Source organism: Aureispira sp. CCB-E (assembly GCF_031326345.1).
Lineage (GTDB): Bacteria > Bacteroidota > Bacteroidia > Chitinophagales > Saprospiraceae > Aureispira.
Window position 1 is genome coordinate 5,808,632 of sequence record NZ_CP133671.1, and the last position, 23,181, is coordinate 5,831,812.

Below are 23,181 nucleotides of genomic sequence, written 5' to 3' on the forward strand. Positions count from 1 at the left end.
TTACTTGTTTCGTTTTAGTTTTAGTCTAAAGTAAATTCAAAATATAGCGACAATTTTTTAATCATTCTATATGCTTACCAACCAAGTTTAATAAGCTTAGCAACTTTTCCATGAAGTATTGGAGAATAGAATCTAATATAAACAAAAATAGTCCCTTTCACAAAAGGGACTATAGTTTTAAATATCTTATAACATTTTGAAAACTTACCAAGAAATTCCCAAAGCAGTTTTGATTTTTTCTGTAGCATCAATACCACCATCAGAATACAAAAGCATTTTCTTATCTAAGATGTAATTGTATTGATTTTCTTTAGCAACTTTTTCCAAAGCAGCTTTGTATTCTTTATAAAGAGGCTCTGTTAATTCACCTTCTTTTTCTGCCAATTTACGATCTGCATCAGCAGCTTCTTTTTGAAGATCTTCTTGCATTTTTTGCAATTTAGCTTGAGCTTCTTGCTCTTGCTTTGGAGTCAATTCACCACGTTGTGCTTTCTCCATGATCTCTTGATAGTAATTTTGAGCATCTTTTTGTTTTCCTTCTAACACTTTTTGCAATTGCTTCCCATAAGCTTCTACTTCTGATTTAGCACGTTTGTATGCTGGCATTTCAGGAACAATGGCGTCAGAATCAACATAAGCTATTTTTTGAGCATTGGCAGTTGTACCCAATGCCATAAATGCAATCACGGTTAAAACTGATAATAGATTTAAGACATTCTTCATCTTGGTTCTTTTTAATTTTAATTTGTAATTTATAATCTGTTGTCATCCACAAACTGTCCCAACTCGAACAGCTTATTTCAATTCCTTACCTCTTTGATTTTATTTTAAGGATAAAGTATCTTTCAATTTGATATATACATATTGCGTACCATTTTTGGAACGACAGTAACAGTCAATGAGTATTTCAACCCTTGAAAGCCCCTTTTGAGAGTTCTAACAAAATCTATAAAGGATACTTTAACTATATTTAACGTAAGCAAACAGTTTGTAGTATAGTTTTTTTCGTGTGCAAAAGTACGGATTCAAGCGCATTTGCCCTAATTAAGTTAAAAAAAAATACCTTTTAAAATATAAAACCCTAAAAACCAATAAAATAACTAGATAATCTCTCTTGTTTTTAATGCTTTATAAATAGCTCAAATCTTATCTTTTAGCAAAACTTATCTTCTCTAACTTCCTCATCATCATACACTCATCCCGTTATTTTTTTCTCCCTTCTAGTTTCTTATAAAATAATACAAATTTAAAAAAACAAAAAAACAAACACACATAACCAACTAACTATCAATACAAAAACAAAACAAAAACAAGGCTGAATCTTATAAAATACACTCAAAACTGTTTTGCTACGATTAGTACGATCCATTAAATTTGCAGGCAACAATAAACACCTATTAATAAAGACAAATACTTAACTACACTATTTAATTACATCCTCAACTAGTTCTTATGTTACGTAAGCGCACTAGTTTGGTCATTATGTCGCCCCCTATCTAGTGGTTATCATTTTATTAATTATCAAAACAATACCATTTATCCAAGGATAACTACTATAAAATCCCCGTCTATTTGCAGCATTTTCAACCGACTAATAGCGAAGCCAAGATAAGACTAGAGAAATTCAATTATCAAACAAAAATAGTCACAAAAGTATAGGTGTCTATTTTCTATTCATCACTTCAATATTCGTAATTACATGTTTAAACTTAATCTATTTTTCACTTGTATATTGACACTCGTACTAACAAGTCTATCTTTTTTAGATTTGAATGCCCAAACTAAGATTTGGGGCGTCGGAACTACTGTAGGGGTAGCAGATGCAGAATTTCAAAATCCATTTATACAAGATACGATTGGTCCTTACTCTTCTACAGCGTGGACAGCTATTTCTATTTATGAAAACTGGGGAGGCACAAGCCCTGGCAATGCTTTTTGGGAAAGAAGCTTACTCGGCTATTCAAGAGATTACTATTCCAACCCTCCTTTTGCCGCCCCAGCAACACCCTTGCCATCTCCTTCCCAAACCAATGGTGTTGCTATTTTTGATTCAGGTTACATGGACAATGATAGTACAGCTTCTATTGGAGTAGGATCTTCTCCCGGACAACATCGTGGCGAACTAATTTCACCAAGAATTGATTTATCAGGATATACCGACTCAGCACTTGTTATTAAGTTCTTTTCGAAGTACTCTGCCAACAACTCTGCTACCAATGAATTGAGTGTTTCTATATCAACAGACGATGGAGCAACATGGAGCGCCCCATTTGATTATAGAGAAATTCAATTAGAAGAATTTGCTGATTTTGTTGCCATTCCTATGCCCAATGTAACGGCAGGGGTTAGTAATTTGTCACAATGCCGTCTTCGATTTGTTTTCGATACTTATTATTACTATGCCATGATAGATGATATTACCATCGAAATCGCTCCAGATTATGATATTGCAATAGGACGACCAAGTACCCTTAATACATCTAGGTTAGGAAAATCGGATATCGTTAGACTTGGAGGCAGCAGATATCGAGCTTTATCCAATATAGATCCTACCAATCTAAAGGAGTGGTTTTGGGGTGCCAAACTCATCAACTATGGAGGCAAAACCATTTATCCTTCTGATAATCCCAAGATGTATTTATCCATTGATTTTTATGACCTTGCTAATAACATGACTCCTAATGTCTATTTAGACACAATGAATTTAGATACATTATTGGCAGGCGAGTATACAGGTTCTACTTTTATAAAAGGTTTAAAAGATATTAACTTTATCAGCAACAACGGTGCAGGTAGCTATCGTGTCAAGTATTGGGTAAGTCATGACAATGCCGATGCCTTTACTTATAACGATACCGTATACCATACCTTTGATATTACACCAACGACCACACCTTTTATATCCAAAGGAGCCCTACGGTCAGATGGTCGAGTGACAGTAAGTAGAGCATTTTTCCCAAGAACAACACCTCCAGGACAAACCAGTAATATTACATTATTTGAATGGGGATCTGTTTATTATTTTCCAAAGGGACAAAGTAATGCCATTAATATTGACTCTATCGAGTTCCGTTACTATATTGATAATGGCTATGTTGGCCCTGCCTCGCATACGCTTGCCGTTAACATTTATAGATTAAGAGATGGGTCAGGAGCTATTGCCGCTAATGGGGTTCTAGATATGGATGAGTTAACACTAGTTGGTAGTAATCAAGTAACACTTTCTGGACTAGATACCTTACCAGCACCTAGTTATGGCGTTGGTGTTGCTTCTAATTTTGTCGATGCCATAGGGAACCCTCTAACAAGTTTAGATGATGATGGTTGGTATTATATTGCCATTAGAGAAGAACCTGCTGCAATGGGAGGACCTGCTTCGGTTACCCTAAAGACAGGTCTTTGGCTAGGAGCTCATGCCAGCAATTATGCTTTGAATACTTTTAGAACAGCTCCCGATACTATTATCAACCCTGCTCCTCTTATTGTCTCAGATGTACCTGCGACTAGCCCAACTAGCTATTGGTCTGGATTTGGAACCGACTTTGTGCCTTCCATAGGAATTCACCTAACCCCAGATTCTACGACAACCAATATTGCTATGGTAGAAAATTCTCCCAATATATCTCTAGTCATTACACCAAATCCTACCATCAAAGAACTGACAATTGATTTGAAGCTAGATGTTGCTCAGGATGTAGAATATATTTTGACCAACGCAATTGGTCGTGTATTGATGACCTTTAAAAGCGAGCAAGTTATGCTAGAGAAAAAAACGATCAATTTGGAAACAATTCCTCCTGGAACGTATTTTCTAACTGCCAAAACAAAACAAGGTAACCTAACCCAAAAAGTGATCAAACAATAGAGTTTTGTTTCTTGTAAGAACATTCTAACACTGCCATCAATTCCAAACAAATAAAATATTTGTAGCGCAAAAATTGTCCGTCAATTTTTGCGCTTTTTTATGGCACTTTTCTAGTTTTCTGTCCCATACATCCAAACAAGTCTTATAATCCTCTCTCACCAATCAACGAGCACTGGTGTTATTTTTTGCCTAAAAAATTGGCTTTGGAATATAGGTCGCACAAGATGTCTCCATAAAGTGAATACCTAATAATTTCTGAGTGTTTTTTTTCTAGACACAAAAATATATTTCAATTTATCTGTTCAAAGAAAAGCAAAAACGCATTTTTTTGTTTATTTTACCTTTGAACGATATGATTATCTCCCCCACTGTATTTTTTTCGCCCAAGTTGTCCTAAACAAACAATAAGAGTTTTTCATGTCAAAGTTTCCACTAAAACATTTTTTTCCCAAAACCCACCAAAATCTTTCTTTGGAAGAGGGTATATTTAATATTGTAAACTTTTACTCTTCTTTTGTTTGTATTTTTTTCTTTATTGCAGCACATATTTTTGGTTTTTCATTAGTCACCAAAGTAGCACTTTCTATTTGTTTTGTTTTTTATGCGCTCATTTATGCCTTGTCAACGGCAAAAGGATGGTTTGAAGCTTTGGTGTTTCCATTCGTACTTTTCACATTAATCGTTATTTCCTTTTTATGGTATTATTTAGGAGGTTTTTATAGCGATATTCCCATTGTTTTTATAGCTGCTTTTATCATCTTTATGATTGTAATGCCACCTCGTCATCGTTGGATTGGTATTACATTGTCGTTAATTACATTAGGAACCTTTATCTTCATACAGAAAGTACATCCTAACATCTTTCCTACAAAACCAAGCCCTCAAAGTTTGACAGATGCAATGACAGTTACCACAGTCCTTACTACCTTATTGATAGGGCAAATCATTCATATCCTCAAAAGTCGCTTTGAATTAGATCGGAAAATTTTGCAGCAAAAAAACAAAGAACTCAAACAAGCCACGCAAGCAAAGTCACAATTTCTTGCCAATATGAGTCATGAAATTCGAACCCCCATGAATGGCGTTATTGGTATGACAGATTTACTCAATGATACGGAGCTAACAATGGAGCAAGAAGAGTTGCTTAATGCTATCAAAATCAGCGGTGAACGGCTGCTTATTATTATTAATGAAATTTTAGATTTTTCAAAAATTGAATCGGGACAAAATCAGTTATTGCAAGAGCCTTTTTCACTAATCGAATGTATCGAAGAAGCGTTGGAAATTAATGCGCCAAAAGCGATTGACAAAAAATTAGAACTAAACTATTGGGTAGAGCCTAATGTTCCTTTTTATATCTTGGGCGATCACGGAAAACTTAGTCAAATTTTAATTAATTTGATTGGCAATGCCATTAAGTTCACTAATAAAGGTGAAATTTTGGTTACTATAAAAAAAATTGCCTCAACCAACCATCATATCGACTTAATGTTTAGTGTTAAAGACACAGGAATTGGGATTTCGAAAGAAAGTCAACTCGAACTGTTTGATGCGTTCACACAAGTAGATAATTCCAACCAACGAAAATATGGTGGGACAGGTTTAGGACTAGCTATCAGCAAGTTTTTGGCAGAAATGATGGGCGGTCAAATTTGGGTGGAAAGTGAAGAAGGACAAGGTTCGACGTTTTCTTTTACCATCAATGTTCCTCGATTAGAAGAAGTCCCGCCTCTTGATCAAGTTAGTATTCGAACTCTAAGAGACAAAAAAATACTAGTTGTTGATGATCACGAAACCAACCGTTGGGTGATCAAACGCCTGCTAACAAAGTGGGGAATAACAGCCTATGTGGTAGATTCTGCCGCTGCTGCAATGGAAGTTTTTAAAACAAAAAAGGATTTGGATTTAGCTATATTAGACGCTTATATGCCTGAAAAAGATGGCATTCAATTGGCACAAGAACTCAAAAAAAACAAAGCTCCTTTTCCTCTAATTTTGTTTAGTTCTGGTAATAAACCAAATTTTAAAAACTTCAATAAATTATTTGTCTCGTTTATCCGAAAACCTTTAAAGCAACATCATTTATTACAAACGCTCACCGATATATTTTCAAAATCTGAGGATCAAGCCACTCGGAAAAAGGCAACAATTTTCAACACTTTACTTGGTAAGCAAATTCCATTAAAAATATTGATTGTCGAAGATGATTTTATCAACCAAAAGGTTATCGGTAAAGTTCTAATAAAGTTAGGATATAAAGCAGATATCAGCAGCAATGGCTTAGAGGCACTTGAAAAACTTAAAAATACCACCTATGACTTAATTTTTATGGATATTCAAATGCCTGAAATGGATGGCTACGAAACGACCCAATCAATTAGAAATAACTCCAGTCTTAACCATTCTCAACTTATTATTATTGCTATGACAGCCAATGCTATGCAAGAAGATCGCGACAAATGTTTGAGCATTGGAATGAATGATTACATCAGCAAGCCTGTTATTGCTCAAGAAATAGAACAGATCATTCGAAAATGGAAAGAGGTTTAAGCCTCCCCCTAAACAACAATTATATTTAGGGGGCAAATGCCGTATAGCAATCTCTAATTACCAACTAATTCCCAAGACTGTCTTTACTTTTTCAGTTGCATCAATTCCTCCTTTCGAGTACAACAACATCTGCTTATCTAGTATATACGTATAGTTATTTTTTTCCGCTACCTTGGCAACTGCTTCATTAAATTCCTTATAAATTGGTTCTATTAATGTTGCTTCTTTTTCCATCAATTTTCGATCTGAATTTTGAGCATCTTCTTGCAATTCGAGTCTCATTTTTTGCAATTTAGCTTCTGCTTCTTGTTGTTGCCTAGGAGTCATCAACCCTTTTTTTATAGAATCCATTACTTCAGCATAATACGCTTCCATATCTTGCTGTTTTTTGTTGAATAGCTTTTGCAACTGTTGCCCATAAGCTTCAACTTCTGACTTTGCTTTTTTATAAGCCTCCATTTCGGGAACAATTTTCTCTGTTTCGACAAAAGCAATTGTTTGAGCAACACTTTTGGGTGCCCAATGGAAGCATAAAATAAGGGTAAAAAAAGCAATTAAAATTTTACTATTTTTCATTGTGATGTCTTTTTTGATAGAATCATATAGCATTTATATTGATCCTTTATTTTGATTTAATAAGCGTAAAAATAAAGGCTATTTTGACAATATTATGGCCCTTAACAATACCCTAATATTAGTTCTATACTTTTTAACAAAATTTAACCCTAAGGCAGCTTCAAAGGCAATAAAAACAACTAATAATCAATTACTATAGGCAATTACTCCGTAAAATTACGGACATCTAAATCATGGTAATCCCGTATTTACTTTCTCTTCAATAAGGCTGACTTTTGTCATTGTTTAACATCATTTCCCAAAACATACAATTGTCCCAATACTATGTCTCATCAAATACCTTTTTGTGAAGAAAAAAAAATAAAAAGTTACAGCGGTTATCATGAAATTTATGCCAAAATATTTAAGCCTAAGCATGTAGAGGAACTACAAAAATTGGTCAAGTATTTTTATAAGAACAACATCAGCTACTCGATTATGGGTACAGGTTTATCCTTTAACAATGCATTTCAGCATCAACATATTATTTGTTGCAAAAAGCTCAATCAACTACACTTAGACCTAGAAAACAATCGAATTCTAGCACAGCCTGGTGTTACATGGGGGCAAGTCATGAAGACCATCGTCCCAAAAGGCTATGTTCCCCCTGTTGTTCCTACTGCTAGCAATATAACTGTTGGAGGCAGCTTTTCGTGCGATACCTACTCTAGAATGACGGCGACATACGGCAAAGAAATTAACCAAATAATCTCCTTCAAAATTATCATTCCTAATGGAGACATTCTATACGCAAGCCGCTCAGAAAATGAAGACTTATTCTATGGTGCTATTACAGGAATGGGAACAATAGGAATTGTTATTGAAATAGAAGAACGTGTGGTGTATGTTGGAAAAAATCCTGCTTTTTGCTCAATTGTAAGAAGGTTTGACCGAACGAAAGGAGTTCGCTTCTTAAACCCTAAAATGAATTTTGACCAGCGAGAAGAAGAAGACTGGAAAGGCTCTTGTGCTGTATTTTATCATAAAAAAGGAAATTTGTGTACCTTATTAGCCAAACACAACTGGATAGATACAACAGCCCGTAATCCAACTTTGGTACACCAAATTAAAAACCCTTCTCGTGTTATAGGGGACTTTTTGATGCATTTCTTTCCAAAAATTGCGGAATTATCTTGGGATTATTACTACAAGATAATTGGCAAATCAGCCAATGAAGAAGCTATTTTTATTGATTCTCCTTATGAAGCATCTTTTGTTATGGAAACCAATACATTTAGCAAAGCAATTGCTAGAAAATTAAATATAAAACTCAATATGTTGCAGGTGACCTATGCTATTCCTTGTTCAACGAATTCTGAAACGGATCGATTGAAGTACGAAGCATTTGTTCAAAATTGTATGCATCTCCTAAAAACACATCAACTCCATACTGTTATGGTAGATGGAGCCCATGTTCCTCCTAGCAAAACGGGTTTATTTTCATCTTCCAACTCCAATCAAAAAAGCTACTTATTTACCATGACCTTTGAAGGGCTTGCTTTGCGTGATTACGACACGGTAAGAAAAACGCTAGAAAAGATTAGTAGTATTTGCTATCATGAATATCAAGGTAAAATACACCTTACTAAGAATGTAATTTGCCCCAAAAATATTCTCAAAAAAATGTATGCAGAGGCAATAGAACAACTACTTGTATTAAAAGAAAAGTATGACCCTAAACATTTGCTTCAAAATAATCTACTCAATGAATTATTTGACTTACAAACATTACCAACTAATCCATCTCCAAACACAACAACACTATTAGAACAATCCTATTAGAATGAATGGCTACTAATCTTGTGTAGCTCCTTAGAAAAAGAAATAACCACATTCTGCTAAGAGCAAGATGTGGTTATCTTATAAATAGGATTAATCCGTTTAATTACCAATACAATAAATAGCAATTTTTTATTAGGATTTACAACCCTAATTCTTTTTTCAATTTTTGGGTAGCATCAATTCCGCCACCATACGCCATTAGAGTCTTTTTATCTAAGACATAAGCATATCCATTTTTTTTGGCAACACTAGCAATTCCTTGTTCGAATTTTTCATACATTGGTTTCGATAAGTTTTTTTCTTTTGCTAGTAATTGACGGTCTGCTTCCAAAGTATTTTTATCCAAGTCTTCCTGCATTTTTTGCAGCTTCACCTCTGCATCTTGCTGCTGTTTAGGAGTTAACGCCCCAACTTTTACTTGTTCGATGATATCTGTATAATATTTGGCAATGGCTTTTTTCTCTGCATCCAATTGTTTGACCAATTGCTTTTGGAATGTTTCCAAAGCAACTTGAGTACTTTTATATTCTGGCATTGCTTTAATGACTTCATCAGTATCAATATAAGCAATTGGTCCTTGTGCTTGCACAACAAAAGTTACCCCAAAAAACAACACATTCATCCACAAGATATGGGCTAATAAATTAGAATATTTATTCATCTTATTTACCTAAGCTTTTAATGACATCTGCTGTTAAATCTTTGTCATCCGCAGCAAAGATCAAAGTAGCACCATCTGGAGCAGTAAAAACAAAATCGTATTTTCTATCTTTTGCAATCTTTTGGATCGCATTATAGACTTTTTCTTGAATTGGTTTTACCAAGCTTTGACGTTTTTTAAACAACTCCCCTTCTGGTCCAAAGCGTGCTTTTTGCAAGCTACGCACTGCTTTCTCCTTATTCACAATTTCATCTTGTTTGGTTTTACGCATTTCATCGCTTAACAAAGGCTCACGAGTTTGGTATTCGCGATACATTGTTTCTATTTGATCGTATTCCTTTGCGATTTCTTGTCTCCAACGCTCTGCCTGTTGTTCCAATTCTCTCTGTGCTGTTTCGTATTCAGGAACAGAACTCATAATTTTTTCCATATCAACATAAGCAACCTTTGAATATTGAGCTTGTGTAGACAAACCAAACATCAGCAAAATCACTAGCAATGATAATTGTTTCATAAAAGTATTTTATTTAGATTAAAAAAGTTGTTCGAAAATTCATTACTCCATTTAAAAATCTTATTAAACTGATTATCAGCAAGATGCCTTTTATTGATTTTTATGTTAAAATACTAATAATCAATCTAATACAAGATGTTTTTTTTTATATTTTTCGTAGAACCCAAACTAAGCTTGCCGAGTAGGCTTGTGCTAGTAGCACAAAAGCCCAAGGTCATAAGCGCAGCGAAGTTAACTAAAAGCAAAGCGCTCACGAAGTACCACGCAGTAGCAGCGAAGCTAATCAACGGAGTATTAAAAATTTATAATAAGAACTAACTGTCGGTCAGAATTAGCTCATAGTATTTTCAAGCGTTTTTTGGTGCTTACCCTCTCAAAACCAAAATTCCATTTATAGGTTTAGGTTTGAGTCCTCCCTCCTTATACCTAACAAGATTGTTGCCAAGTTTATAATAAAAAACAAAAGGAATACGCAAAGTTGGGGCTTTTTTATCAGATGGAGTATGCTTTTAACATAAGTTTAAAAAAAATACTCTATTTCTCCCCCACTTGGCAATTGTACCAATCATTGATAATAACGCTTCATAGCTAATTGAGACACCAAAAGAAAAACTAAAAGAGACTAGTGTATAGACAAAACACAATCATACTATCTAATCACTATTCAACAGGCAAAATCCAGTCAATAGGTGTTTTTCCCTGTTTTTCTAAATAGGCATTCGCTTGAGAAAAATGCTGGTTGCCTAAAAAAGCTGGTCCCGCCAATGGCGAGGGATGTGCAGCCTCCAAAATCAAATGTTTTTCAGCATCAACTAAAGCAGCTTTCTTTTTAGCAAAATTTCCCCAAAGCATAAAAACCACACCATCTCGCTCGTCAGAGATTTTTTTAATAACCGCATCGGTAAAGTTTGCCCAACCAATTTTTTGGTGCGAACCTGCTTTTTTATGCTCTACTGTCAAGAAAGCGTTCAATAGAAAGACCCCCTGATCTGCCCATGTCTCTAAATTCCCATGCTTGGGCTTTTCAAAACCAGGCACATCCTCCAACAATTCTTTGTATACATTTCGCAAAGATGGTGGAATTTTAGCTGTTTTAGGAACAGAAAAAGATAAGCCATGTGCTTGCCCAGGACCATGATAAGGATCTTGCCCTAAAATAACAACCTTTACTTCTGGCAAGGGCACTTTATTAAAGGCATTAAAAATCAAATTTCCAGGAGGATAAATTGTTTTGCCTTCAGCATTTGCGTTTTTTAAGAAACTTTTAATTTGAGCAAAGTAGTCTTTTTGAAACTCTTCAGATAATGCCTCTTTCCAAGTTGCTTCTATTTTCACATCCTTTATTGCAGCCATATTTTAGGTGATTTTTTAAGTAATTTAATAGGTTGCTAATATATGTTTTTTTGAGTCACAATGCAAGTTCAACACGCCATCTTTAGCAATCGTAAATTGTGCATTATGTTCATCTATGTCAAGACAAAAAGTCAAATAGGCTAAACATCTAGTTTCAGCCAATTTTTTGTCTTTTGATATTTTGTCAACTATGAGCAACTATTATAAATAAAAAACAGGGAAGTCACATTAAGTGCAACTTCCCTATCTACGGTTATGGTTTTGATAAATATTAAATCTACCAACCTTTTATTCTATAGTGGTTTTACGTCAACAATTGATCAAATAACAAAGCTTTAAATTCATCACTCATCAAATCCAAGTCGCCATTTTGGGCTAGTTTTTTCAACTCTGCTTCTACTTTTTGAGGCAAATTACTAGTATCAACAGCTTCCAAGTATAAGTCAACATCTGCTTCTTCGTCTCCAAATCCTTTTAGGGACAAATATTGCCCGTCAATACTCAATGTAAATTCGCGTTCAAAAGTCCCATTTAATGGAATTCCATTAATAATCACTGTTTTAGTCCCTTCGTTTTTAATTTTGTACAACATACGAATGGTCTCTTGTCCAGGATTAAGCATAAGTAGTCCTTTGTAATCCAATCCCAAACAAATATTTTCCAACAACCCCATAATTTGCTTTTCCATTTTGGCTGGTATCTTTGCAAACATTGGATTCTTAGAACTAGTCGTTTTTATATTGACCTTCCAGAATTTGTTGAAAGTAGGTTTAAGAACTGATGATAGTTTATTTGCTTTAAAAACGCCTTCCATTTCGTCCAATAAGGTGTGTTCTTTTTCTTTTAATTCCACACTCAAAAATGGCGTACAGTATTTTTCAATACACTCCTCGGCTTCCAGATGAAAAATATCGCTAGCTTTGCGCCAAGACCTAAAAGCAGCTTCTAAATCTCCTTTTGCTTGGTACATTTTTCCCATGCTAAAATGCCCTTCTGCATTGATTTCTTCATCATCCATTTCTAACAATCCTTGAAAAGCAGCAGCTGCGGCATCCCAATTTTCTGCTTGGGTATAGATAATTCCTTTTTTATTGTACAACATCCACTTGTCGTCTAAGACAATATCCAATCCTAAATCCAAGTAAGTAATGGCCGCATCTACAGAACCTTCCTTCACACGAGCTTCAGCTATCCCAATATAGGAATCAATCAATTTGGCATCCAAATCAATCACACGACTAAAATCTTCTATAGCACCTGCAGAATTGCCTTGATGCAAGCGAGCCCAAGCTCTTCCTAAAATAGAATTTAGTGCTGCCAAATCGCCATAAATTTCTTTTTCGATGGCATGGGTGTAAGCAATTTCTGCCATTTTATGCTTCTCCTGTTCTGCATAAAATTCTCCTTGGCTCTTGTAGCGATTGGCATCCTCTGGGTCTTGACCAATCCAAGCCTTAAAGGCCTCTTCAGTTGCTTTGGCATCACCGCTCATATTGTGCAAATTAATTTTTTGCAACCATAGCTCTCTATCATCAGGATTTTTCTCTAGTGCTTTAGAAAGATCCTCCAATGCTTCTGAGTAATTTCCCAGACTCGTGTGCACAATAGCCCTAACTTTATAAGCTACATCATAATCAGGTGCCGCTTCCAAAGCTTTATCTAAGTAACCTAAGGCACCTTTAAAATCGTTTTCATTGCTAGCGTAAACCCCCATAGCAACCAAAGTGTCTACATGGTCATCGTGTACTTCTAAGATGCTTTTATAAATTTGTTTTGCTTTTTCTTCTTCTCCTAACTTTGCATGCATCAAAGCCAATCGTGCTTTGTAATCAGGATTATCAGAAGCTTTTTCTATTGCTTGTTGATAATACTCAATAGCATCATCAATATCTCCTTGCAAAAACATGGCTTCACCAACATAATAATAACCGAATGCTTCTTCGGGGAAAGCTTCGATTGCTTCATCTGCTAAATCTTCTGCCTCTTCATAATCTCCATCTTCTAGGGCATCCAAGATGTCTTCCAGTAGTTCTTCTCTCTCAATGAGCTCCTTTTCTGTCATAAGTATTAAATTCGTATCGTGAGTGTTTTCTAAATCAAATTATGTGTCTGTTTTATGACGTTGTAATGAAATCCGATTTGATTTTAAGCTAAATAAACTCTCTCCTCGCCCAAACAAACCTTAAGTAGCTAATAATCAATAAAATAAAAACCACTCCTTTTGCCTCTTTTAAAAGAAAAAAATTCAACAAAACATTCGCTGTCCATGAGGTCAAACAAATAGACTCATTACCCTTGTAAGTTATGTAATAGTTTTTAGATAAAAAAATCTAAATTAAATTTATTCTATATGGAGCCTCCTCCAATTTTGCACAATCACATTAGCTGTTTCTTTATACGTTTCAACTTTAGACAGACCAGCCAAAACAAAAGCACATAAAAAACTAATTATCAATACACTGAAATCAAATATCAATTTAAAAGATACGTATTTTAACTACAAAAGATAAAAGATAGATTTTAAATCTTTTTATAGAATTGTGCTTCTTTTTAAAACAACTTTATCTTTGCTTGTACAAGATTAATTAAATAGATGCTGCTACAATATAAAAGTAATCACTAATTTTGTGTAAGTTAGCTAAGGACGGTTACAATACATTAATACCTCCTAACATTTGCTGGATATTTAATAGAAAGATAAACTACAATTAACAAAACGTTGCATAGTTTGCGTATTCCAGCATCTTTATTACAAAAGCAATGCAGTAGTCATTCGCCCTATATCAAGAATGTTTACTACGCTCAGGAATTATAAAATTTTATGGCAGAAGAAACCGAAGAAGTAATCGAATTAAAAAAAGTACCTGTTGACTTGCAACCTGTCAATTATCCTATGCCAATGGTAGAGGAAATGACGAGTTGGCCGATTCATAAACTCAGCCAAGAGAGAGAAGAGTTTATGAAATATGCTTCTGAATTTACAACTCAGCTGATCATCAACAAAAAAAGAAAGGAAAGTATGAGCGAAGCCATTGCCAAAGTACTCTACTTGGAACGGATGCGCATCGTTAACGAACCTTGGAAAGTAGATCCGCCTGATGAGATGGATTTTTGGAATGACATTCGAAAAAAATTGCTTCGAAAGTCCTTAGATCAAACAGAAGCTGATGTCAAGGAATACAACCATCGTTTGTTAAGAAGAATTACAGAACGTTATTTGCGAGAAATCATGAGCAACTTCAAGATTTCTACTTACAAAATGGCTCAAAAATTTTTGCCCAAATTATTTAGTACCATTTTAAATGCGTCTAGTATTTTTCGTTCTAAAAAAAGACTCCAAGACAAACTCCAAATTGTTGGTGATGTAGAGACCATTCGTGCCTTGGTTCCTCAGGGGACAATTGTTTTGGTTCCAACACATTTTAGCAATTTAGATTCTATTTTGGTAGGTTGGGCAGCCGATCAAATTGGGCTCTCTGCATTTACTTATGGCGCAGGAATTAATTTATACAATAAAATTTTAGGTTATATTTTTCCTAGACTGGGTGCTTATGGTCTAGATCGCCGCAAAAAGAATGACTTTTACTTAGAAACCCTAAAAGCATACTCGCAGCTCAATATGGAGCGTAGAGTACATTCTATTTTCTTTCCTGGAGGCACTCGTTCTCGCTCTGGAGCATTAGAAGACAAATTAAAAATGGGCTTGCTTGGAACAGCTATTGATGCTCAAGGCAACTTATTTCAAAGCAAAGCCGACAACAAAATCTTTATTGTTCCTGTTGTATTAAATTACCATTGTGTTTTAGAAGCCAAAAATCTAATCAATTCACATTTAGAGCGTACGGGCAAAGAATTATATCTGATCGAGAAAAAAGCGTTTGGTGGAGCTTATAATTTCTTAAAGTTTTTCTGGAAATTTTTCTCTTCTACTTCTGAAATTGTCGTTAACTTTGGGCAACCAATGGATGTTTTGGGAAATTTTGTCAACAAAAATGGACAAAGTTTAGACAAACGTGGCAATATTGTTGACTTGGAAGGCTACTTTATTTCAGGAGGAATCATTCAGAACGATCAACAACGCAATGCTCAATACACTAAAATGCTTGCCAAACAAATTGTCAAGCGTTATTCTAGAGAGAATGTTGTTTTGAGCAGCCATTTGGTGGCGCATACTGCTTTTAATATCTTTATGAAAAAGTACCCTAGTTTGGATTTATATGGTATATTAAGGCTTCCTAAAGAAGATAGAGTAATTGCATTGGAAGTATTTCAAAAAAATATTGAATTGCTTCGAAATCGCCTTTTAGAATTAAATCTAGCTGGCAAAGTTCGCTTGTCGAATGTTGTTAAAAATGGAAGTGTCCAAGAATTAATCAAGCATGGAATTGATAATATTGGCATTTTTCACGTGCAGAAAGCACTCTTTATTGATAAAAAACAACAGATCAAAAGTGAAAATCTTAACCTTTTGCTTTACTACCATAATCGCCTATTGGGGTATCATTTATCAGAACACATTGAAGTAACTAACATAAAGTAATAATGAGAACACTACTATTTTATCTATTCATTTTCACTTTTTTAACAGCTTGTTCTAACGAAGAAGACAAGGCATGGGAATTGGCTTTAAGTCAAAATTCAAGTGCTGCTTTAGATTCTTTTTTATTAGTCTATCCTGATAGTAAATATGCTGCCGATGTTGCAACGCACAAGGAGGAATTTGCTTGGTATGCTGCCAAACAAAAACATACGGTTTATAATTACAAAAAATATGCTGCGGATTATCCTAATGGCAAATACAAGGATCAAGTTCCAACATTGATTGATTCGATCAGTTCTGACAATATTAGTTTAGAAGAATTGACGAAGAGTACCTTTATTGGTAAAATTGACTATGGCAATCGCGAAACCGAAGTCATTGCTTTTAGTTTTGCTGAAATCAATAAAGATAGTGCGGGCATTCGTTTTATTGCTAAAATAAATACTTCTGATATTCGAAAAATGATTGAAGGTAGAATCGACCCTAATGGGTACTTAATTATGTTTATGGAAAACCCAGACGACAAAATTATGCTTAATATTACGGATGGTAGAGCATATCGAAAAGACAATAAAGTTATGTTAGAATCTACCAACATCAACCAATATTGGAACCTGATAAAATACAATGAAGAATAAGTTGTTCGTTTGGATAATATACTTATTTTCATTTTAACTGTAATTCGCTAAAACAACACCAATAGCACTACCCTAACAACACACGATTAAAGGCGTTAAGAATAACTATCGTATTAATAATAGTTGTATGATACCTTTAAAATACTTTGTGAGTGCTTTGTGATGCTGCTAACCAACACAACAATTTTTAACTCAATTCGTTTGTGAGGCAATAATTAGCGAATGACTATTTTATAAACAACTTCACAAAAAACTGATACCATTCAAATTATAATCTTATGAAATTATCTAATGTAGTTCTCCTAGTTGTATTGGTGGGAATATTTTTTAGTTCTTGTAACAATTACCAAGAACAATACGAAGCATTGGTTGAAAAAAATGCTGCGGACCAAAAACGTCTACATGAATTAGAAGAAGAAGATCGATTAGTTCGTGGAGAATATTCTCTTGCTATTGAAACCTTAAATTCTATTGAAGATACCTTAAGAACCATTGCCAATAATGAGAAAGAAATCCAACGCTTGACTCAACAAAAAGAGTTTAGTGGTAACTTATCTCAACGTCAGGCAATTATCGCCAAATTGCAAGCATTAAGAGATGCCAACGAAGCTGCCAAAGATGCTGCAAAGAAAATGCAAAAAAGAATGCGCTCGTACCAAATTGAAAATCAACAGCTCAAAAAAATGATTGCTCAAGCTGAAACGAGAATCATCGAAAAAGAAGAAGATCTAAAAGAAGCTCGGACGATTATTGATGATATGGAACTTGCTTTGGCAAAAATGGAGGGGCAATTGACGGAAAAAAGTGGTCAATTAGATGATGCGTATAAAGATTTGCAAGAACGAAATGCTGCATTGACCGAAACCAATGAAAAATTGGCAACAACTATTGCTGATCTAGAAACAAAAAATGATTTTATCGATGAACAAGCGAAAGCGTATGTTGCTTGTGGCGATAAAAGAGCTTTGCGCAAAGCTGGTATTCTAAGTAAGACTAGTATGAAAAAGTTAACCAAAACGTATCAACAATCTGTCCGTGAAAATGGCGATGAAATTGACTATTTTAACAACGACCAAATTGATTGTGGAGCCGATGGCGAAATTATATATGTCTTGCCTCTTCGCGACGAAAGCTCTTACGAAATACAAGGAGGTGTCCTTGTTGTTAAAAATTCAAAAGTATTCTGGGCTACCGACAAAACAGTTGTTTTGGTAAAAAATAACTAATCATTCGGCTGTCTTAAAAGTGAATTATTCCTTACCTACATTTGCTTTTGGACAACAATTTTCAAATTATAAAATCATCCCATTAGCAGCTATTTCTGCTCCCCTTTAATATCTAACAAGATTAAAAATACTTATGAGACTAACCTTATATATAGGATTCCTATTCTTCACCATTTTAGCAACCAGTTGTGAAGATTATCAATCTAAATTAGCAGAAGCTCAAAAAGAGCAACAGTTGTTAAATCAACAATTAGGAACTTTAGAACAAGAAGAACGCCTTATTAAAGGTGAATATGCGGATGCAATGGAAACATTATCAGCTATTGATCAAACGTTGAGAGAAATGGCGCAACGCAATGAAGAAATGGATAAATTGATCCAACAAAAAGAGTTGGCAAAAGGGACCACCAAAGAACAAGCAATTATGGTGCGTTTGCAGTCACTCAAAAATGCTAATATTGAAGCCGATAAAAAAGCTAGACGTCTCCGTACCAAGGCTAGAGCCTTTAAAGTGGAAAACGCACAACTCAAAAAAATGATTGCTCAGTTAGAAACTCGATTTACAGAAGTAGAGGCCGAAGTCAACAAAACGCAAACGACGATTGGCAACATGCAAGTTGCACTCAATAAATTGGAAACAGAGGTAGCTGCTACCGAATCAAAACTTGCTTCTGCTTATGCCGATTTAAAAATTAAAACGGTTAACCTAGAACGTACTAATGAAGAACTAGAGGCAACACTTAGCGATTTACAGAGTAAAAATGCCTTTATTGAAGAAGATGCCAATGCGTATATTGCTTGTGGCAATAAGAAAATCTTGCGCAGAAATAATATACTGAGACTGTTAAGTGCTAAAACTCTAACACTTGAATATCAATCACAAGTAAAAAAATTGGGCACACAATTCGATTATTTTAATAACCTAGAAATCGACTGTGGCAGTGGAGAAATTCAATACCTACTCCCTACTAGAGATCCCAATTCTTATAAAATTGAAAATGGTATTGTTACTATTTTAGACAAGAAAACATTCTGGGCAACTTCTAAAACAGTTGTTTTAGTCAAAAAATAAGCACTTGACGCACTGGTCGCTGTATAATTTGCAATTCATATATTTGTAATAAAAAGGGGCATTGTTAATCGATTAACAATGCTCTTTTTAAGTAGGTCACTAGAAAAATATAGCTAAAAATAAGATTGATTTGTATAATTTTTTCTGAACGATTACTTCCCATCCAAAATACATCTAATGCGACTTACCTCTTTCATTTTTTGATTTTTTAAATTCATTCATCGTTCTACATCTATGGCGACAATTATAAAAACTGAAGACGGCTCTAACAGTATTCAATCAGCCCAATTTGAGGCTACGTATCATTCCATTCATGGTGCTATTCAAGAAACACAAACCGTCTTTATAGAAGCAGCCCTAAAGCACAAAGCTACAACTCAAAACGAATTGAGCATCTTGGAAATAGGATTCGGAACTGGTCTAAATGCTTTTATGACTTATTTGGAAGCCCTTAAATTAGAGCTCCAAATTCACTATACTGGAGTAGAAGCCTACCCTATTTCAGAAGCAATAGCAAAACAATTAAACTATGCGGAGTTATTAAACGCACAAGACAAAGAACAACAGTTCTTAAATATGCATGCCCAAACCAATGAGTGGCTTGAATGTGCTCCTAACTTCAAATTCTACAAACAAGTTGGTCAATTTGAAGATATAACTGCTCAAAATCAGTTTGATATTATTTACTATGATGCTTTTGCTCCTAGTGTTCAGCCTGAACTATGGGAAACAACTATGCTGACTCAAATGTACCAAGCTCTAAAACCCAAGGGAGTCCTTACCACCTATTGTGCAAAAGGAGTTTTTAAACGTCGTTTGAAAGAAATTGGGTTTGATATAGAAGCAATTCCTGGTCCTATTGGAAAACGTGAAATGACGCGTGCTACCAAAAAGTAAGCCCCACCCCAATTAGAACCCTAGTCTATTTATAACTTTTCTCCGTCCAATAAACGCAAGAGTAACGGTGCTAATTCTTGATAATCTTCTAAGACAATTTCTCGAACTCGTTCGGGGCTATCTTCATCTTGGATTGGTAAAAACTCTGCCAAACTATCAATAATTTCTGTGCTATCTGTTGGAGCATCATAATAACTAACCATTCTAGAAGCAGTAGCGGCAGTCCCCATATAAGGAACATAACCTTCTATAAATTCGTATTCTACCCATATATTTGCAATTCGAACGCTACAATAAAAATCATTAGGGCTAGCAAACTCTTTTTCATAGTCTATGGGCTCCAAGCTTTTAATCGCTTCTAACAAATCCATATTCAACTGATTGACCATCATATAAAGAGCGATATATACATTTTCGCCCTGTCCCGAATCAATCAATGTTTGTATTTTATGCTGAATTTCTTTTTTTGTCATGGTTTTCTCATTAACACGGACTATCTTATGGATACACACACTCCCTACTTTTATCGTTTGGTTCCTGTACTGGATTATATTCGCAGTCATTATAATGAACCTATTGCCATCAAAGAATTGGAACAAATTTCATTCTATTCTTATCGAAGTTTGCAAAGAATTTTCAAATCTTTGTTTGGAGAAACAATTGGAAGTTATCAAAAAAGACTTCGTTTAGAAAATGCTGCTAAGTTACTGCATTATTCTGATAAAAGTATTACAGATATCGCTTTAGAAGTCGGTTATGCTGATTTGCAAGCATTTCGAAAAGCCTTTAAAAAACAATATAACATTGCCCCAAGTTCTAAGCGTCCAGAACTATTACAACTATTGAATCAATATCAACAACAACTCCAATATCCTCAACAAGATATACAAGCATTGGATGCTAAAAAAATACAATTACCTCCTATTCGGGTCGTTTTCAAAACCCATCAAGGAACCTATGACAACCAACAGATTGCGGTAGTTTGGGAAGATTTGTTTCGTACTTACCCCGAATTAACAAGAGCACAAGAATATGGTTTAATATTTGACGATATTGATATTACGCACCCTGATATTTGTCGTTATGATGCTTGTTTGAGCTGCCCTAAAGATTGGACAGCCCAACAATCCCCAACCAAAACGATTGGAGCGAATACCTATATGCGTTTTTTACACCAAGGAAGTTATGACAATATAGATGTTACTTACAATACTATATTTGGAGGTTGGCTTTTGGAAAATGAGGGCAACTTTTCTACTGGTGCTATTATCGAACATTATTATTACAACCAAAATCATACTACCAATGAAGCTGATTTTTTGACTCATATTTACATTCCTATTTAAGTAATTCAAGTTGGCAATTTTGGACTACCCAATTAGTTTTACAATCTACTACCTTTGGAAGGTACTTAATTATTAACCATCCAAATCAAATAATCATGCAATCAATGAATTTGTTCACGAGTCTTTTTTTTAGCCTATTCTCATTAACAAGTTGTCAAAAGGACAGCCTCCCTTATTCCAATCAAATAGACGACGACAAAATGCTATTGGTTATTACACCACCATCTATTCATAACCATTATTATGCTGATGCCTATGATGATATTGTAGCCTTTGACATTGCTTATGCCAAACATATCTTGGGAAAAGACAACGTCATTGTGTTGGGAGATGCTGCTACAATTGATTACCTCAAACAACATCTACCTGAGGATATTTTGTTGCAACAAAATTTAGAAGATATTTGGCTAAGAGATTGTTCTATGGTCATGCCCTACGCTCCCATTCAATTTAGATATGCCGCTGCGGCACAAGGAAACCAAGCAGATGCCGACTATGTCCAGGAGAAATTCAATGCTTTTGCCAACAAATACAAAATCAAGTTTTCTACAAGCCCTTATACCCTAGATGGTGGTAATTTTGTAGATAATTACAATGGTCGAGCCATTTTATCCGATCGTTTTTTAGAGGATAATCACTTAACTTATCAAGCTGCCAAGGCTTACCTTAAACAAGCATTAGGACTGAATGAAGTTGCCATTATTCCTAATGACGACCCTAATGGTTTGGCACATGCAGATGGTCAAGTCATGTTTATTGACAACAATACGATAGCCGTAACAGACTACAATGAGCCTGCTTATCAACAACTCATTCACGATGAACTTCGCACGGCTTTTCCTGGTATTAAGCTGCTAAAAGTTCCTACCATTCGAGACACAACTATTTGGGACGCTAGGTTTGGTTCCTCTTGCGGTGTTCACATCAATAGTACTGTTACCAAGCATCATATTTACCTACCTGTTTTTGGTAATGCAACTGATGACCAAGCCATACAACTCATTCAACGTAACAGCTCAAAAACAGTAGTGCCGATTGATGCCAGTCTAGTTTGCCGAATGGGGGGTAGTGTTCGATGTTTGTCTTGGCAAGTAGCAGGGGAAAATGCCAAACGTTTGATTGAAGCTGCTCGCCAATAATGGCTAAAAGAATTACCAAGCCATTAGAAAATTTAATAAAAAGGAACTAGAAGTTCCTTTTTATCTTCCTTTATTCAATTCCATATTATCAATATATGGATTTTTTAAGTCCTGTTATTTAGCAGTAGCACAATGTTCTTTTATTAGATCATTTACTTCTTCAGAATCTGCCGATTGCCCTAAATTAAATGTTTCATAACCTAATTCTTTGGCTTTATTAAACGCCTCACAAGCCTTATCCGATTCTCCCAATTCAAGATGGAGTATTCCTTTGTATTTATAGGCATATGGATTGTAAGGATCGAACTCTAAGGCTTTTTTTAGATCTTCTTGTGCTTTGTCCAATTGCCCTAATTTAAGATAAACAAAAGAACGGTTACTAAAACTATATGGATTTTCAATATTCAGTTCCAACGCTTTGTTAAATGCTTCTAAAGCATCCTCATACTTCTCTATCTTTAATTGACTATATCCTATATTATTCCAAATAAGCGATTCATTTAAAATTTTAGAAGTATATGTCAAATACTCGACAGCTTTTTCATGGGCACCTTGCTCTGAAAAAATACTTGCCATCAACCAAAAAGATTGCCCTTTCACCTTTCTGTAATTGTCATTTTTACTATTAATGCTTAATGCTTTTTTAGCATCTTGAAGCGCTTTATCATACTCTTTCAAACCATAATAACAATAAGCCCTGCGATAATAGATGTAATAATTCCACTCAGGATCATCTTCTATTAACAATGTTGTATACAATTGGGCAGCATCTTTATATTGAAATGAGAAATAAGCATCTTCAGCTTCTTCAAATGTACTTCTTTTTTGTGCAGTTACACTGCAAAAGCAGCTAAGGACTAACAAGGTCATTAGTATTAATTTCATGGTTTTAGTTTTTTAGTAGTTCGCAACACTGTTATTATGTGCTTTCAACAAACTCTTGAGTTTTTAAATAGTTTGCTCAAAAGTAATTCTATTGAAAA

18 protein-coding genes are annotated in these 23,181 nt (G+C 34.8%); 10 read left to right on the forward strand and 8 right to left on the reverse strand.

Annotated features, from left to right (window positions below; all coding sequences use genetic code 11):
- Positions 1-204 precede the first annotated feature (204 nt).
- Positions 205-723 carry an OmpH family outer membrane protein gene (locus tag QP953_RS22705; RefSeq protein WP_052593919.1) on the reverse strand — a complete coding sequence of 173 codons (519 nt, stop codon included), beginning with the start codon at positions 721-723 and terminating at the stop codon, positions 205-207.
- 976 nt (positions 724-1,699) lie between these two features.
- Here QP953_RS22705 and QP953_RS22710 point away from each other — a divergent pair.
- A complete protein-coding gene (locus QP953_RS22710; protein ID WP_309553052.1) occupies positions 1,700-3,865 on the forward strand; it encodes a T9SS type A sorting domain-containing protein in 2,166 nt (721 codons plus the stop codon).
- 417 nt (positions 3,866-4,282) lie between these two features.
- Positions 4,283-6,415 (forward strand): response regulator, encoded by a 2,133-nt coding sequence (locus QP953_RS22715; RefSeq protein WP_309553053.1) that lies wholly within the window; start codon positions 4,283-4,285, stop codon positions 6,413-6,415.
- A 57-nt stretch (positions 6,416-6,472) separates the two neighbouring features.
- On the opposite strand, the gene QP953_RS22720 is transcribed toward QP953_RS22715, so the two are convergent.
- Positions 6,473-6,991, reverse strand: coding sequence for an OmpH family outer membrane protein (locus tag QP953_RS22720; protein ID WP_063833027.1), 519 nt, complete (start codon positions 6,989-6,991; stop codon positions 6,473-6,475).
- Positions 6,992-7,315: 324 nt separating this feature from the next.
- On the opposite strand from QP953_RS22720, the gene QP953_RS22725 reads away from it, so the two are divergent.
- Positions 7,316-8,812 (forward strand): FAD-binding oxidoreductase, encoded by a 1,497-nt coding sequence (locus QP953_RS22725; RefSeq protein WP_309553054.1) that lies wholly within the window; start codon positions 7,316-7,318, stop codon positions 8,810-8,812.
- A 139-nt stretch (positions 8,813-8,951) separates the two neighbouring features.
- Here the strand turns inward: QP953_RS22725 and QP953_RS22730 are convergent, their stop codons facing one another.
- From QP953_RS22730 to QP953_RS22745, 4 genes are all read right to left on the reverse strand, one after another.
- On the reverse strand, positions 8,952-9,473 hold the full coding sequence (locus QP953_RS22730; protein WP_052593908.1) for an OmpH family outer membrane protein: 522 nt from the start codon (positions 9,471-9,473) through the stop codon (positions 8,952-8,954).
- A 1-nt stretch (position 9,474) separates the two neighbouring features.
- Positions 9,475-9,987 (reverse strand): OmpH family outer membrane protein, encoded by a 513-nt coding sequence (locus QP953_RS22735; RefSeq protein ID WP_052593906.1) that lies wholly within the window; start codon positions 9,985-9,987, stop codon positions 9,475-9,477.
- 660 nt (positions 9,988-10,647) lie between these two features.
- Positions 10,648-11,340, reverse strand: coding sequence for a uracil-DNA glycosylase (ung, locus tag QP953_RS22740; RefSeq protein WP_052593902.1), 693 nt, complete (start codon positions 11,338-11,340; stop codon positions 10,648-10,650).
- Positions 11,341-11,644: 304 nt separating this feature from the next.
- Complete coding sequence (locus QP953_RS22745; RefSeq protein WP_309553055.1) at positions 11,645-13,402, reverse strand: tetratricopeptide repeat protein; 1,758 nt, start codon at positions 13,400-13,402, stop codon at positions 11,645-11,647.
- A gap of 759 nt (positions 13,403-14,161) precedes the next feature.
- Here QP953_RS22745 and QP953_RS22750 point away from each other — a divergent pair.
- The 5 genes from QP953_RS22750 to mnmD all read left to right on the forward strand — a co-directional run bounded on the left by QP953_RS22750 (position 14,162) and on the right by mnmD (position 19,713).
- Positions 14,162-15,880: a 1-acyl-sn-glycerol-3-phosphate acyltransferase gene (locus QP953_RS22750; protein WP_081909470.1), complete on the forward strand. Its 1,719-nt coding sequence runs from the start codon at positions 14,162-14,164 to the stop codon at positions 15,878-15,880.
- Between the two features lie 2 nt (positions 15,881-15,882).
- On the forward strand, positions 15,883-16,518 hold the full coding sequence (locus QP953_RS22755) for a hypothetical protein (protein ID WP_052593897.1): 636 nt from the start codon (positions 15,883-15,885) through the stop codon (positions 16,516-16,518).
- A gap of 278 nt (positions 16,519-16,796) precedes the next feature.
- Entirely contained in the window at positions 16,797-17,744 is a 948-nt protein-coding gene (locus QP953_RS22760) for a hypothetical protein (protein WP_309553056.1), read from the forward strand.
- A 133-nt stretch (positions 17,745-17,877) separates the two neighbouring features.
- Complete coding sequence (locus tag QP953_RS22765) at positions 17,878-18,816, forward strand: hypothetical protein (RefSeq protein WP_052593893.1); 939 nt, start codon at positions 17,878-17,880, stop codon at positions 18,814-18,816.
- 234 nt (positions 18,817-19,050) lie between these two features.
- Positions 19,051-19,713 carry a tRNA (5-methylaminomethyl-2-thiouridine)(34)-methyltransferase MnmD gene (mnmD, locus tag QP953_RS22770; RefSeq protein WP_309553057.1) on the forward strand — a complete coding sequence of 221 codons (663 nt, stop codon included), beginning with the start codon at positions 19,051-19,053 and terminating at the stop codon, positions 19,711-19,713.
- Positions 19,714-19,742: 29 nt separating this feature from the next.
- Here the strand turns inward: mnmD and QP953_RS22775 are convergent, their stop codons facing one another.
- Positions 19,743-20,186, reverse strand: a complete 444-nt coding sequence (locus QP953_RS22775; RefSeq protein WP_052593889.1) for a hypothetical protein — start codon at positions 20,184-20,186, stop codon at positions 19,743-19,745.
- A 27-nt stretch (positions 20,187-20,213) separates the two neighbouring features.
- Here QP953_RS22775 and QP953_RS22780 point away from each other — a divergent pair, with 27 nt between their 5' ends.
- Positions 20,214-21,059: a GyrI-like domain-containing protein gene (locus tag QP953_RS22780; protein WP_052593887.1), complete on the forward strand. Its 846-nt coding sequence runs from the start codon at positions 20,214-20,216 to the stop codon at positions 21,057-21,059.
- Positions 21,060-21,154: 95 nt separating this feature from the next.
- Positions 21,155-22,198 carry an agmatine deiminase family protein gene (locus QP953_RS22785; protein ID WP_309553058.1) on the forward strand — a complete coding sequence of 348 codons (1,044 nt, stop codon included), beginning with the start codon at positions 21,155-21,157 and terminating at the stop codon, positions 22,196-22,198.
- A 114-nt stretch (positions 22,199-22,312) separates the two neighbouring features.
- Here QP953_RS22785 and QP953_RS22790 read toward each other — a convergent pair whose 3' ends face one another.
- The gene (locus tag QP953_RS22790) at positions 22,313-23,083 is read right to left on the reverse strand and encodes a tetratricopeptide repeat protein (protein ID WP_309553059.1); all 771 of its coding nucleotides are present in this window, start codon (positions 23,081-23,083) and stop codon (positions 22,313-22,315) included.
- Between the last annotated feature and the right edge of the window lie 98 nt (positions 23,084-23,181).